A 13730-nucleotide genomic window follows, 5' to 3' on the forward strand; every position below is an offset into this window, starting at 1 on the left:
GATTTTTTAAAAATCATTGAAGAAAAATCAGAAAAAATTAACAATCGTTAAATATAAGGTTTGTGGAGGAATACATATGAGCAAATTAGATAAATTTTCAAACATAACAAAAGAAATGTACGAGTTATATGAAAGAAAAAACAAAGACTATGGAGACAGCTTTGGAAAAACATTTAAAGAATATGGACTAGTAATGGCAGCAATAAGAATTGAGGATAAGCTACAGAGATTCAAGAAATTAATTAAGAGTGAAGCTGAGGTAAAAGATGAAAGTATCAGAGATACTCTTATAGATCTAGCAAATTATAGTGCAATGACAATAATTGAACTAGATAAAATGATAGATAGTAAAAAATAATTCCAGGAATAAAAAATAAAAAACTCACACCACATAAATACATAGGCTCCTATAGTATACCTGGTGCTATAGGAGCAAAAGGGGAAGAAATTCATGAATCAAGTAATACTTATTGGAAGACTTACAAAAGATCCTGAGTTAAGATTTACTGCTGGAAGTGGAAAAGCAGTATGTACATTTAATTTAGCAGTAAATAGACTATTTGCAAAAGATAATGAAGCTGATTTTTTTAGGATTGTCTCTTGGGGTAAAACAGGAGAGAATGCAGCTAATTATTTATATAAAGGTAGCCAAGTAGCAGTACAAGGAAGATTGCAAAATAACAACTATGAAAAAGATGGAGTAAAACATTATTCAATAGAAGTTGTAGCTGAGAGAGTGAAATTTTTAGACTCAAAACCAAAACAAGAAAATCCAGAAGATGGATTTCAAGAAATAGATGATGATGATATTCCATTTTAAATAAATAGGGGGTAAACAATGAGCAAGAAAAGAATTGCATTAGAGGATCAAATAAAGGAATTTATAAAATCTGTATTAGACATAGCAGAAACACAAGAAAAATTAGAGCATATCAATATGGAGATTAGTAATCATCAAGGTAATTTACAGATGGATTTTACAGTAAGAAATAGAAAAAAAGTATATTAAGTCTTACTCTACATAGAGCGGACATCATGGAAGAAATCATTTCTTCTTTTGATGTCCTTTTTTATTTAAGGAGGGGAATATGAAATTAAATGATTTGTTAAGGAATGACAGTAAAGAAAACTTGTACAAAATTACAAAGAAATTAATTGAAGAAGAAAATAAAGGAAATGAAATCAGTATAAAAAATTGTATGAGGCATGATGCACATAAAAAAATTAAGGCAGCTTATAGACAAATTAAATGGGGATAGCTTGATAAAAAAATAACGAAGTAGCTTTTTAGAGTGGAACGATTTAAAGATAGTTTTTTAAAAGGCTTTTTAAAGAAATTATCAGAGAAGTAAAAAGGACTCTAATAAGCAATAAGACTAGAGATAAAGCAAATAAAAAGAAAGTTAACATAGTCTATCTTCTGTTAAGTTTCAAGAATAGGAAAAACAAGAATAAAATCCATACAACAAAGTATTTACAAGACTTGTAACGGACAAAGCTATCTAAAAAAACAATATCCAAAATATGGAAAATACGTTCCACAAACCTATCATTTTCTTTGAAAAAAGAATAAAATTTCAAAACTATGCATTTTTATAAATTAACACAAAGAAGGTGTGAATTTGGAAAAATTTATAACAAGTTTTAAAATGAGCTTACGAAAAAAGAGAAGAGAGAAAAATACAATTGAATCGTATGTTAGAGATATAAGACAATTTTTAAATTATATTGATAAGCCTGTGGTAGAGATAGAAGAAAATGATGTGTTAGATTTTATAGAGTATTTAGAAAGCGAGGAACAAGGACTATCACCAAAAACAGTTAATCGGAAGATTACAAGTATTAATGCTTTTGTTTTGCATCTAAACGAAGGATATCAAATTCAAATACATATAAAAATACCACATATCAAGATTTATCAAAAAGGATATACAGACTATCAATTTTCACAGATAGATTTTAAGAAAATGGTAATTGTAGCAAAGAAACAAAAAGACTTTAGAGCAGTAGCAATTTTTTATACACTCTTATATCTAGGATTAAGGATCACTGAAATGCTACAACTAGAAATAAGTGATACAAAAAAAGAAGTAATATCAATCCAAGGCAAAGGTAAGATATGGAGAGAAGTTATAGTAACAGATCTAATGCGAAAAGTTTGGGATGATTATCTTAAACATAGATCCAAGTACAAACCGAAAAATCAAAATATAAATTTTAAAAAAGATCAAAATAAATTATTTATTGGTAAACAAGGTAATCTTACAAGACAAGCTGTTTATGGAATTATAAGAAAGTATGCTATTATGGCCGAGGTGGATACTGAGAGCTCTAAACCACATAAAGTTACACCGCATAAATTTAGACATTTATGTGGAAAGACTTTAAAAGATAATAATTGTCCATTAACTTTCATTCAACGGCATTTGGGACATGTAAGCATAAATACTACTACTAGATATTTAAATGAGACTGTACAAGATGTACAAAATACTTTAGAAAATGTTTTTCAAACATATGAATGTGATTTAAGAAGTGTAAAATAAAAAAAATATCTCCCTAAAAATAATACAACATAATATTTCTTATATTGCATTATATCGAAACGTAGTATATAATTATCCTATAAAACACAACATAAGTTAAAAATACAATGTTTTTATATTATGCAACATAAATTAATTATGTAATATAGGGAGATGTAAAAATGAAAAATATAATTAATAAATTTGAAGCTTATCTAGAAAAAGAAGGAAAAAGTAAGAATACTATAAAAAGTTACTTGATTCATATTAATGGTTTTTTAAAATGGTTTTCGGAGACATATTCAATAAAATTCACAAGATTGTATAGAGAAAATGTTTTAGAGTATAAAAGTTATTTAAAAAATATAAAGAAACAAAGTGCTAAGACACTTAATGTAAAAATAGCAGCACTTATAAAATTTAATGAATTCTTACAAGAAATTAACATACAAGAAGATATAGTGATCTCTAAAAAAGATACTATAAAAATTCAAACTGTAATAGCGAATCCTACTTCTATTACTAAAAAAGATGTAGAACAATTTAGACAGCACGTATTAGAAAGTGAAGGAAAGAGAAATTATGCTATTGTCACAATTATGGCATATGCAGGATTAAGAATCTCTGAGACACTAAATATAAAAATAGATGATTTTAATTTAGTAAGTAGAGAGATTATTATTAGAAGTGGAAAAGGGGAAAAACAAAGGATTGTATATATGAATGATAAAGTTGTAAATGTAATTAAAGAATATTTAAAAATTCGTGATGAAAAAGGAAAATATCTTTTTATGAGCCAAAAAGGAAATAAATTAGATAGAACTGTTATAAATAGAATGTTTAAAAAATATTCAAATAATATGACACCACATACTTTGAGGCATTTCTTTTGTACAAATGCATTGGAAAATGGATTTAGTATACATGAAGTTGCTAATCTAGCCGGTCATACCAACATACACACAACACTTTTATATACAAATCCTTCTGTTGAGAAGATGAAAGAGAAAATGAATAAACTATAGGAGTGATTATATGAGTAAAAAAATAGATAGATCAATAATTGAAAAAATAGAAAACATATTAATAAAATATCCATTTTGGATTTTGAGAGTAGAAACTGGAGGATTAGGTTCTCCATCAATATATAATATGGCAAGTGGTCAAGATTATACAGTAAATTCAACAGTAGAAGATACAGCCGAATATGAAGAATACATAAAACAAAGAATTACATTAATAGAAAAAGTATATGATTTACTACCCAAAGATGAAAAAAAATTGATACAACTCAGATATTTTGAAAGTATTGATGTAGATGATGTTATGGCAGAAATGAACATTTGCAAAACTAAATATTATAAACTTAGAAAAAATACATTTTACAAATTTGCAACAGCTTTTGGATATATAAAATAAAGAGCTTGAACAAAATAAAAACAAAATGCGAACAATCCACGAACTAAAAACAGGACAGAAAAAGAAGGTTTTAGTATAATAATAGTAAGATGCACTCCGTATGAGAGATGCAGAAAATACAACTGAATATGGTTTATGCTCTAGGAGAAAGCAGCCTATATAGGAGGGCTGCTTTTTTATTTTACAAAAACATACTTGGACAAGGAGCCACACCATAATACATGTAGGGTTACGCCATGATCTAAATTTTAGAGCAATTTAGGGAGCGGAGTGTGCGAAGATCTGTCTAATAATTTTAGTAATCATATATAATATAATTCAACTTATATTGTATATGATTATTAAAATTGAATAATGAATAAGGGAGGTGGATATTTTTGAGTAGTAGAAGCCTAGATCGTGATAAGGCTTTTGAACTTTGGTTTCAAGGGAAAGTAGAAGGAGAAGAAAAAAAACCAAAAGACATTGCAGAGATCTTAAATATTCAGCCTTCTAAGGTTAGAAAATGGAAAAGTCTTGATCAATGGGAGATTAAGTGGAAAAACTTTGGTAAACATGGAGCTCCGTTTGGGAATACAAATGCTAAAGGAAATAACGGAGGAGCACCATCGGGGAATAAGAATGCTAGAAAACATGGTTTATATGAAAAAATTATATATGAAAAGTTATCAGAAGAAGATCAGGAATTGTTTGAGTTAGCTGGAAAGATTGCTGGTTTAGAGAATGATTTACAAGTTGCTCGGTACAAACTAGCAAAATTATTGGAACAACAGCAAGAGCAAACATTAAAAGGTACTGCAATAACAAGATCAGGCAGTACAAGAGCATATAAGTTAAAAGATGACTTCTATGAAGATGCAATCAATAAAGCACTACAGGTAGTAAACCAGATTGAAAAAAATCTTCAAAATATAAAATTAGAAAGAGAAAAATTGAAAATTGTTAGAGAGAAACTCAAAGGTACAGAACCTGATAAGCAAATAGAAATTGTAATTAAGCGAAAAGGTGAAGATAAATGATAGAAAAAGAAGTGAATCCCCACTTTGAAGATTTTGTGTTTGACTGGGATTATAAAATTTATTTTTTAGTTGGGGGTTATGGATCATCTAAAAGCTATCATGTAGCTTTAAAGATACTATTGAAGCTGCTTAAAGAAAAAAGAACTGCTTTAGTAGTTAGAGAAGTATATGACACGATAAGAGATAGTTGTTATTCTCTATTTGAGGAAATTATTATTGATCTTGAATTAGACAATAGAATAAAGCTTGTAACCTCACCAATGCAGATAAGGTTCCCTAATGGATCAAAAATTATATTCAAAGGAATGGATAATCCTGCAAAATTAAAATCTATTAATGGTGTAACTATAGTATGGGTAGAAGAGTGTTCAGAGGTTAAATATGAAGGCTATAAAGAGTTATTAGGTAGGTTAAGGCATCCTACATTACCACTACATTTTATTCTATCTACTAACCCAGTAGGAGAAGATAATTGGATTTATAAGCATTTCTTCAAGGATGAAGATAAGGAGATCTTTATTTTTGATGATAAAGAATTATATAACAAAAGAATAGTAATAAAAAATAATACATATTATCATCACTCAACTGCTGATGATAATTTATTTTTACCTGTAAGTTATATAGAACAATTAGAAGACCTAAAAACATATGATATTGATTTATATAGAATAGCAAGGAAAGGAAGATTTGGTGTAAATGGAACCAAAGTACTTCCACAGTTTGAAACAAAGCCACATGATGAGGTATTGAATAAAGTTGGAGAAATACCACAAAGGTTCTTAAGAGTTGGGATGGACTTTGGGTTTGAAGATTCTTTCAATGCTATTGTAAGAATTGCTATAGATGATAATAAAAAAATACTCTATATTTACTGGGAGTATTACAAGAATCAAATGACAGATGATAAAACGGTAGAAGAAATAGAAGAATTTAAAATATCAAAAGAGTTAATAAGAGCAGATAGTGCCGAACCTAAGACAATCAGATACTATCAACAACAAGGTTTTAAAATGATTGGAGCTAAAAAATACCCAGGTTCTAGGTTACAAAACACAAAAAAAGTTAAGAGGTTTAAGAAAATCATCTGCTCCGATGAATGCAGAAATACTATAAGAGAGTTGAAAAACTTAACTTATAAAAAAGATAAACTAGGCAATTTAATTTATGATGAATTTAATATCGATCCACACACACTGAGTTCGATCTGGTATGCATTAGATGGATATGAAGTTGCAGATGTAAAAGAAAAGAGTAAGAAAAGGCCACAAGGAAATAGAAAAAAATAGCTATAACAAAATCATGTATAAACTATGTATAATTCAAGTAAAAGAGTATATTTATACGAAAATTTATGCATAAATGGTTATTTACAGAGATCATAAAATTAAAAAATCAATAGAAGTGTTGAAAATAGTGAATTTCATATAAAAAGTCGAATGTTACACAATTAATAGTTTTGTTACATTCTAAGAAGAAAGGGAAAGTAGAGATGGTGAGAAAAAAAGGAAAGGCTCAATGTATAGAACTGATTCAAAAGGCAGAAGAAAAGATACCACAAGGAAGCAGACAACTAGAAGATTTTTCAAACCTTACAGATATCAAAAAACCACCGTATTCCCCTGAAAAGCTTTTATCCATCATTGATGAAAGCCCAGATTTAAAACAATTGATTAATGCTATGGCTACGAATATTGCATTATTTGGTCATGGGATCAAGTATAAAGAGGACTTTGACTATGATAAAGCAGATGAATCAAAAAAGAAAGCAGCAGACAAAGAATGGGAAGTCTTGAAAAGATTATATAAATATTGCAATCCAACAGAAGACTTTAAAAAAGTATTAGAAAAGATGCTTATAGATAGAGAGTCTATTGGATGGGGTACTATTGAAGTTTTAAGAAATCTCTCGGGAGAAGTAGTTCAATTTGAATACTGTAGGGCTGTAAATATTAGAATAGCTCAATCAAATAATAAATTCGTAGAGATGAGTCAATTGCAAATGAATGAAGAGGGAGAATATGAAGAAGTTACAATGCATAGGAAGTTCAAGAAATTTGTCCAACTTGTGAATGGAAAAAAAGTGTATTTTAAAGAATTTGGAGATCCAAGATCTATGGATTGCGAATCAGGAGAATATGGCGAAGATATATTGCCAGATAATCTAGCAACAGAATTAATATATTTCCCTATTCATTCTTCTTATTCAGATTATGGAGTACCTAGATGGATTGGAACCTTAGTATCTGCATTAGGATCACGAGCAGCCGAAGTGCTAAACTATATGTATTTTGAAACAGGAACTATACTTCCTGCTGCAATTATAGTAGATGGAGGACAGCTTACGGAAAGTAGTATTGATGCCTTGAGAGAAGGAAAGGGCATTAATAATGCATATAAACTTCTACTTTTAGAAACTGCTCCATTTGAAGAAGAAGATCCAACAGTTGTAAGTGAAAATAAAAATAAGGTATCAACTAAAATTGAAAAATTAGCAGATACAAATAATAAAGATGGTTTATTCCAGGAATACCAAAAGAATAATAAAGAGCGAATACGAGATTCTTTTAGATTACCACCTATCTATACAGGCCAGAGTACAGACTATACACAAAGCACAGCAGATGTGGCTAGAATAATAGCGGAAGAGCAGATTTTTACTCCTGAAAGAGATGCAATAGCAAGTATGTTTAATACTGTTATTAACAATGAACGAGGAATAGGTTTAGTGGTAATGTATTTAAAAGGTCCACAACTTAGCAACATGACGGAACTTGCAAAAGCTCTAGAACCATTTATACAAGCAGGAGCGGTTACTCCTAATATGTTGATAGACAAACTAGGGGAATTATTAAACAAATCAATAGAACCACTTCCAGATGAAATAGGGAACCTGCCTTTTGAAATTGTAAAACAAAAATATATGCAAAAAAATGATGAAGGACAAATTGAAAATACAATAGAGAAAATAGAAAAATCTGAATTAGATTACATAGAAAAGTTAAATGAAATGTTAGAGGTCATAAAGAAAATAGGTGCTGATGCAGATGAATAAAAAAAAGAAAGCATTGAGCATCTTTTTTAATGCCATAAATAAGACAAAAGATCATATATCAACTATTAGAACAAAAAGGTATTTAAAAGATCTTAAAGATAAAACATGGAATGATATAGCAGTAGTTGATATAGTAAAATTTACTAAGCAACTAGAGGACCTATTTAAGAAACACCAAAATGCTTATATAAAGCTTTTTAATACCAAAAAGGTAATATACATTAAAGAAGATAAAAAAAACATTAAAAAAGGCAAATACAGAGCTGAGGACTATCTTGATGAAAGATTTAATCATGTTGTAGTAGATGATATTAAAGATGAATTGATAGAACTTGAAAAAGACTTTCAAAATGAATTAGAAAAGACTTATGATGATTTAATCGTTGCAGGGACTATTCCTGCTGCAGTTGAAACAGTACTAAGTTCTATGGGAATGAAATTTGATTTTAATGAGTTTGATCTTGCAACTAGAGATTATCTTAAAAATAAAAAAATTCATTGGGCCAAGCAAGTAAAAGAGTCCACAGAAAATGAAATAAAAAGAATATTAGTGGATGGCTTTGAAGCAGGGACAAGTACTTATGATATTGCTAGGGATATACAACGGTCTACAGAGTTTGGATATGACAGAGCAGAAGCGATAGCGAGGACTGAAATAATAGCTTCATGTAACAATGCAGATCTAATGGCATGGAGTAAAAATCCAGATATCATAGGCAAGGAGTGGAGTGCTACTGGAGACCGTAGAACTCGACCTACTCATCAATCAGCGAATGGACAAAAGAGAAAACTAGAAGAACCATTTATAGTGGGCATGTCAAGGTTGATGCATCCAGGAGATGGATCACTAGGAGCAAATGCAAAAGAAATAGTGAAGTGTAGATGTACTATGTTTCCTATTTTTAAAGGAGAAAGCACTAAAAGTAATACTCCTTATGACGATAAAGATGTAGGAAAGTCTAACTGGCTAAGAAGACAAGATAGAGATTTTAGAGAAAATTATCTAGGTGGAAAGACCAAAAGACAGTTATTTGATGCACATTTATTAAAAGAACAAGACTTTACAAAAAAGTATAGAGAGATTGATACAAAGGATATTCTATTTATAAATAATGATTGTATGGAACATTCAACAAGAGGAAGAACCAAAGGAACAGCACAGGAAAAAGATTTTGCAGATTTTACAAATCCTAAAAACCCACTTCAGGGTGGCGGGAAGATGAAAAAAGGTGGACATTCTCAAAAAAATATAGAATATCTGGATAAACTGAGAAAAAAATATGAGGAAATGTATAAAGATATTTTAGAGAATGGTTCTAGAAGCAAAAAAATAGATGTTCAAAAGCTTCTAGACAATTATACTTACGAATATAAAACATATAGTAATGGTGTAAGAGTGGGAAATGTATTAGGACATAAAGAAAAAGCAAAAAAGAAAAATAATGGTCAAACATGGTTCCCTAAAGAGTGGGATGATGATAAAATAAAAGTAGCAGGAATGTATGTGGCAAATATTAAGGATAAGAATCAATTTTGGAATTCTAATAATGGGGCATATAAACATGCTGTGTTCAATGATGTTGAAGTAGCAATTTTTCAAAATAAAGAAACGGGTGAAATTGAAACTATATTCCCAAGCAAGGTTCAAAGCCATTTAGAAAAGAAAGGAGACAAATTATATGATTGATTTTCAAAAAATAAAAGATGATCTGAATGACATAATTAGTACCCCTCGTGAAAGTCTTGCATTTATGGATAAGAGAGATAAACTTGTGGAGTTTTTTGGTAGAAACGAAGAAGAAACACTTGAGTTTATAGAGAACAACATAGATAAGTTTACATCCAAAGAACTAGAAGAATTTGCAGATAATCTAGAAGATATATTTTTGAAATTTTATACTAAGACCTTTGCAGAGAGAATGAGAAAAGTAGCTGATAAAATAAAAGATGAAGATGTAAATGAAGCAGTAGAACAAATGGAGATATTAATTGGTGTTGAAGATGAAGAATAAGAAACCTTATACTTTTTAAAATAAGTATGAGGTTTTTATATTTCATAAAAAAACTTTTGAATGCAACACAAACTTACTTTTGTAACATTCAATAATGAACAGAGCTGTTGAAAATGCTATATATGTAAATTAATACAATGAAAATGCATAAATAAAACATAAAAAATCGTGTAAAACTAGTATTTTTTATGAATAATATGCATTTTTTTATGTTTAAAATTTAGAAAGGAGGAAGTAAAAATGAAGTTAAGGGAAATAGTGGATGCTAAGATTACACATGTATCTTTTGTTAAAAAAGGAGCAAATGGAAAAGACTTTCTTATCATGAAGTCAGATGATCAGGAGCCAACACTAGAAAAGGAAACTCCTATACTAAAAGTACAGGATGATAAAAAATTGGTGACTGGAATAGTCTATGAACCAGATACTGTAGATTCTCAAAATGAATTCATGAAAGCAGATGCAATAGAAAAAGCTGCTCATAAATTTATGGAGGACTATAGAAATATTGATAAGAATCATACTTTCAATAATGAGAATGTTTCTGTAGTTGAATCCTTTGTAACAAAAGGAGATACAAAGATAGGAGATACTTCAATTAAAAAAGGTACGTGGGTTATGACTACTAAAGTAAATGATGACAAGCTTTGGGAAGATGTAAAAAAAGGAAACATAAAAGGATATAGTATGGGTGGTGTAGGAAAGAAGATAGAGCATAACCAGGAACCAGCAAAAGTAAAAAAATCAAATGAAGAAAACCCTGAATCAGAAGAGATGAAGGGCTTTTTTAATGTCTTGAAATCTTTTTTTGCTGGTGATTCTATTCAAAAGGAAAACAAAACAACAGTATCCTTTGCAGACAGAATGGCTGTAAATGATGTAACAGAAGGGATGTGGAGAGTAAATGATACCTTAAGATCAACTATGAGAGATATTTTAAATTCACAAGATATCAAAGAAAAACAGCCTGCATTAAATAAAGCAATAGATGAGTTTGGAATATATATGAAAAATAAAATTAAAAATGTTGGAACTCAAATTACAAAAGCAGATGAGGACTTTTTTGGAGAGCCTGTAGAGAAAGCAGGAAAAAAGATATCTGCGAGTAGGATGACAAGTATTAAAAATGCTATTACATCATTACAAAATCTAGTACAAGAAGTTGAAGAAAATGAAGATACAGAAAATAGTGAGGAGGAAGATGAAGTGAAAAAAGAAGATATAGCAAGTATTATCAAGGAAGCGATGACACCAATAAATGAGAGGTTAGATAAAATTGAAAAAGGAGAATCTAGTACATCACAACAAGTTGATGGAGTAGAGAATGACAAGATCACCAAAGAAGATTTAACAGAGGTCATCAAGGAAGCGATGGTGTCTATTGAAAGTAGACTTGAGAAAGTAGAAAAGACTAGAGGAATTTCAAAACAAATAGATGAAGTAGATACTGTTCAAAAATCAAACTCAGTATTTTCAGGGATACAAATATAATTTGTAGGAGGAGATAATATGACAATTACGAATACAGAAATCATTAAAAAGGCAGGAATTCACACACAAGGGAATTATGGAGCTAGTGGACTCTTAAATCCAGCACAATCAGAGAAATTTATAGATATGATTATGGATAGTTCAGAGTTTTTAAAGAAGCTAAGATATGAAAAAAAGGATCGTATTAGTGGAACTATTTCTAAATTAGGAGTAGGAAGTAGATTACTTAGAGGAAAAGCAGAAGGGAAAGATACTATTTCAGGGAATGAAGTTATTCCTGTTATTGGTGATGTTCCATATCAAGTAGAAAAAATGAAATTAGGTACTTTTATGACAGAAGATTGGCTGGAAGAAAATATAGAGAGAGAAAATTTTGAGGATCATTTTATGGGGAAAATAGCTAGTCAAATTCAAGTAGATCTCTTAGATTTAGCATTTAACGGAGATGAAGATACATCAAGTAGTGATCTTGATTATGAGTTTTTAAAATTAAATGATGGATATATTAAGCAAATCAAGAAAAAAGGGCATGTGGTAGATGGAGCCACAATTAATGGAGGAAAATTTGGGAAGAAATATTTTTATTCGTTAAGAAGAGCTGTTCCTAAAAAATATAGAAATCCTAAATTTCGTTGGATATGTTCAGATGATACTTATACAGATCTTTCTGAGTATCTAAGTGAAAGACCTACAGCCCTAGGAGATATTGCTATTACAAAAGGAGAAAGAATTGAAATACTGGGGACAGGATTTGAGACAGTACCAAATATGCCAGATGATGTAATTCTTTATGCAGAGCCAGAAAATCTAGTAATTGTATATACAAAGGATATTAAACATAGAAAGACTACAGAAGGTAAAGAAGCTGTTTATGAAGATAAAAGATTTTATGCAACACATCTAGGAGCAGATTTTGTAATAACAGAGATAGATGCCACAGGTATTTTAATTAATAGAGGACCCTTAGCATAGGAGGAATAAAAAAATGGCTGCTAAAAGCAAAGAAAAGATTGTAAGGTATATAGGAGAGAGTTATTCTTATACAGTAGGGGATGTTCGATTTACTAAAAAGAACAAAGTAAAGGAAATGGATGCAGATCTAGCATCTATTGTTTTAAAATATGGCTGTTTTGAGGAAGTGAAAGAAAATGAACAACCATCAAGCACTAAGAAAGGCGGAGGAACTTCAGAAGAAACTGGAGCTTCAGCTACCGAAGAATAAAGAAGATATGTCTATGTCATCCCTATGGAATAAATGTCATCCTAAAATGAAAATAGAAAAAGATGGTGATTAAGATGTATGTCTCTTATGATGAAGTGAAAAAGAGAAATATTAAGATATTAGAAAGTCTACCAAAAGAACACATTGAGGACAGACTTTCTTCTATTTCAAAGATGGTTGATGAATATTGTAACACAAAATTCAAACCTACTATAGATACTTATAAAACTGATTTAAGAGAAAAGATAATAGTTAGAAAAAGACCATTATTACAAGTAGATAGTTTACGTATTAATGATGAAATCATTATAGAGGATCAAGATTTTTATGTAGAAAAAGATTCAAATTTAATTGAAATAGATGAGCCTATTAACTATAAACGAAGAAGAAAGAATGTAAAAATTGAATATCAATATGGCTATGATGAGGTGCCAGAGACGGTCAAGGATGTAATAATAGAACTACTTATATTAGAAGAAAGCGAAAAAGATATGACAGGTAATATGAAGTCACAGTCTTGGGAGGATTACTCATATACTAGAGAGGATTCGGACAAGTTAAAAACAAAAGAAGATATTTTATCTAGGCTTTTAATATATCAAGAAGATAGAGAAATATCTATTATGTATAAAGAAAATAATAAGATTCATGCTTGTCTATTATAAGGATGTGAGAAGATGCCTTTTGGGTTTATAGATGGACTTATGGACAAGGTCAACATATACAAATTGAATAGAACTTTTTCAAATAGAACATCAAAAAATAAAATGGCTAATAGTGAAGTCCCTGATATGAAAAATGTTCCTTGTAGGATAATTAAAAATGAAAAAATTCTTTTTGAGAAAGAAATAGACTTAGTAAATGGTGATGTAATTGAAGAGATAAACACAGGTGAGAAATTTACCATTACAGATGATGGATATATAGTGCGAGGCATGAATACATTTCATCATACAAAGTACACTATTGAAAAGAAAAGGATTTAAA

17 protein-coding genes are annotated in these 13730 nt (G+C 29.7%); all 17 read left to right on the forward strand.

Annotated features, from left to right (window positions below; genetic code table 11):
• The first annotated feature begins 76 nt into the window (after positions 1–76).
• The 17 genes from EK368_RS01750 to EK368_RS01820 all read left to right on the forward strand — a co-directional run bounded on the left by EK368_RS01750 (position 77) and on the right by EK368_RS01820 (position 13729).
• Entirely contained in the window at positions 77–358 is a 282-nt protein-coding gene (locus EK368_RS01750) for a nucleotide modification associated domain-containing protein (protein ID WP_129596014.1), read from the forward strand.
• A gap of 93 nt (positions 359–451) precedes the next feature.
• Positions 452–820: a single-stranded DNA-binding protein gene (locus EK368_RS01755; RefSeq protein ID WP_129596015.1), complete on the forward strand. Its 369-nt coding sequence runs from the start codon at positions 452–454 to the stop codon at positions 818–820.
• 18 nt (positions 821–838) lie between these two features.
• The gene (locus EK368_RS14755; protein WP_165000285.1) at positions 839–1009 is read left to right on the forward strand and encodes a hypothetical protein; all 171 of its coding nucleotides are present in this window, start codon (positions 839–841) and stop codon (positions 1007–1009) included.
• Positions 1010–1088: 79 nt separating this feature from the next.
• Complete coding sequence (locus tag EK368_RS14760) at positions 1089–1259, forward strand: hypothetical protein (RefSeq protein ID WP_165000286.1); 171 nt, start codon at positions 1089–1091, stop codon at positions 1257–1259.
• Positions 1260–1622: 363 nt separating this feature from the next.
• Complete coding sequence (locus EK368_RS01760; protein ID WP_129596016.1) at positions 1623–2546, forward strand: tyrosine-type recombinase/integrase; 924 nt, start codon at positions 1623–1625, stop codon at positions 2544–2546.
• A 161-nt stretch (positions 2547–2707) separates the two neighbouring features.
• Positions 2708–3550, forward strand: a complete 843-nt coding sequence (locus EK368_RS01765; RefSeq protein ID WP_202976407.1) for a tyrosine-type recombinase/integrase — start codon at positions 2708–2710, stop codon at positions 3548–3550.
• 10 nt (positions 3551–3560) lie between these two features.
• Entirely contained in the window at positions 3561–3944 is a 384-nt protein-coding gene (locus tag EK368_RS01770; protein WP_129596017.1) for a DUF1492 domain-containing protein, read from the forward strand.
• A gap of 377 nt (positions 3945–4321) precedes the next feature.
• The gene (locus EK368_RS01775; RefSeq protein WP_129596018.1) at positions 4322–4963 is read left to right on the forward strand and encodes a phage terminase small subunit-related protein; all 642 of its coding nucleotides are present in this window, start codon (positions 4322–4324) and stop codon (positions 4961–4963) included.
• The gene (locus EK368_RS01780) at positions 4960–6252 is read left to right on the forward strand and encodes a PBSX family phage terminase large subunit (RefSeq protein ID WP_129596019.1); all 1293 of its coding nucleotides are present in this window, start codon (positions 4960–4962) and stop codon (positions 6250–6252) included. The genes EK368_RS01775 and EK368_RS01780 overlap by 4 nt, the downstream gene beginning before the upstream one ends.
• 203 nt (positions 6253–6455) lie before the next feature.
• Positions 6456–8018, forward strand: a complete 1563-nt coding sequence (locus EK368_RS01785; RefSeq protein ID WP_129596020.1) for a phage portal protein — start codon at positions 6456–6458, stop codon at positions 8016–8018.
• Positions 8011–9705: a phage minor head protein gene (locus EK368_RS01790; protein WP_165000287.1), complete on the forward strand. Its 1695-nt coding sequence runs from the start codon at positions 8011–8013 to the stop codon at positions 9703–9705. The genes EK368_RS01785 and EK368_RS01790 overlap by 8 nt, the downstream gene beginning before the upstream one ends.
• The gene (locus EK368_RS01795; RefSeq protein ID WP_129596022.1) at positions 9698–10030 is read left to right on the forward strand and encodes a hypothetical protein; all 333 of its coding nucleotides are present in this window, start codon (positions 9698–9700) and stop codon (positions 10028–10030) included. The genes EK368_RS01790 and EK368_RS01795 overlap by 8 nt, the downstream gene beginning before the upstream one ends.
• Positions 10031–10270: 240 nt before the next feature.
• Positions 10271–11521, forward strand: a complete 1251-nt coding sequence (locus EK368_RS01800; protein WP_129596023.1) for an XkdF-like putative serine protease domain-containing protein — start codon at positions 10271–10273, stop codon at positions 11519–11521.
• Between the two features lie 18 nt (positions 11522–11539).
• Entirely contained in the window at positions 11540–12493 is a 954-nt protein-coding gene (locus tag EK368_RS01805; RefSeq protein WP_129596024.1) for a P2 family phage major capsid protein, read from the forward strand.
• 13 nt (positions 12494–12506) lie between these two features.
• Entirely contained in the window at positions 12507–12743 is a 237-nt protein-coding gene (locus EK368_RS01810; protein ID WP_129596025.1) for a hypothetical protein, read from the forward strand.
• 74 nt (positions 12744–12817) lie between these two features.
• On the forward strand, positions 12818–13408 hold the full coding sequence (locus EK368_RS01815; RefSeq protein ID WP_129596026.1) for a hypothetical protein: 591 nt from the start codon (positions 12818–12820) through the stop codon (positions 13406–13408).
• A 12-nt stretch (positions 13409–13420) separates the two neighbouring features.
• Positions 13421–13729 (forward strand): hypothetical protein, encoded by a 309-nt coding sequence (locus tag EK368_RS01820; protein WP_129596027.1) that lies wholly within the window; start codon positions 13421–13423, stop codon positions 13727–13729.
• Position 13730 lies beyond the last annotated feature (1 nt).

It is taken from the genome of Anaerophilus nitritigenes, from assembly GCF_004138215.1.
GTDB lineage: Bacteria > Bacillota > Clostridia > Peptostreptococcales > Thermotaleaceae > Anaerophilus > Anaerophilus nitritogenes.

What these genes read in the sequence shown, in the direction of transcription:
- EK368_RS01750 (WP_129596014.1), top strand. Translation starts at nt 77, where the DNA reads ATGAGCAAATTAGATAAATTTTCAAACATAACAAAAGAAATGTACGAG.
- EK368_RS01755 (WP_129596015.1), top strand. Translation starts at nt 452, where the DNA reads ATGAATCAAGTAATACTTATTGGAAGACTTACAAAAGATCCTGAGTTA.
- EK368_RS14755 (WP_165000285.1), top strand. Translation starts at nt 839, where the DNA reads ATGAGCAAGAAAAGAATTGCATTAGAGGATCAAATAAAGGAATTTATA.
- EK368_RS14760 (WP_165000286.1), top strand. Translation starts at nt 1,089, where the DNA reads ATGAAATTAAATGATTTGTTAAGGAATGACAGTAAAGAAAACTTGTAC.
- EK368_RS01765 (WP_202976407.1), top strand. Translation starts at nt 2,708, where the DNA reads ATGAAAAATATAATTAATAAATTTGAAGCTTATCTAGAAAAAGAAGGA.
- EK368_RS01770 (WP_129596017.1), top strand. Translation starts at nt 3,561, where the DNA reads ATGAGTAAAAAAATAGATAGATCAATAATTGAAAAAATAGAAAACATA.
- EK368_RS01780 (WP_129596019.1), top strand. Translation starts at nt 4,960, where the DNA reads ATGATAGAAAAAGAAGTGAATCCCCACTTTGAAGATTTTGTGTTTGAC.
- EK368_RS01785 (WP_129596020.1), top strand. Translation starts at nt 6,456, where the DNA reads ATGGTGAGAAAAAAAGGAAAGGCTCAATGTATAGAACTGATTCAAAAG.
- EK368_RS01790 (WP_165000287.1), top strand. Translation starts at nt 8,011, where the DNA reads ATGAATAAAAAAAAGAAAGCATTGAGCATCTTTTTTAATGCCATAAAT.
- EK368_RS01795 (WP_129596022.1), top strand. Translation starts at nt 9,698, where the DNA reads ATGATTGATTTTCAAAAAATAAAAGATGATCTGAATGACATAATTAGT.
- EK368_RS01800 (WP_129596023.1), top strand. Translation starts at nt 10,271, where the DNA reads ATGAAGTTAAGGGAAATAGTGGATGCTAAGATTACACATGTATCTTTT.
- EK368_RS01805 (WP_129596024.1), top strand. Translation starts at nt 11,540, where the DNA reads ATGACAATTACGAATACAGAAATCATTAAAAAGGCAGGAATTCACACA.
- EK368_RS01810 (WP_129596025.1), top strand. Translation starts at nt 12,507, where the DNA reads ATGGCTGCTAAAAGCAAAGAAAAGATTGTAAGGTATATAGGAGAGAGT.
- EK368_RS01815 (WP_129596026.1), top strand. Translation starts at nt 12,818, where the DNA reads ATGTATGTCTCTTATGATGAAGTGAAAAAGAGAAATATTAAGATATTA.
- EK368_RS01820 (WP_129596027.1), top strand. Translation starts at nt 13,421, where the DNA reads ATGCCTTTTGGGTTTATAGATGGACTTATGGACAAGGTCAACATATAC.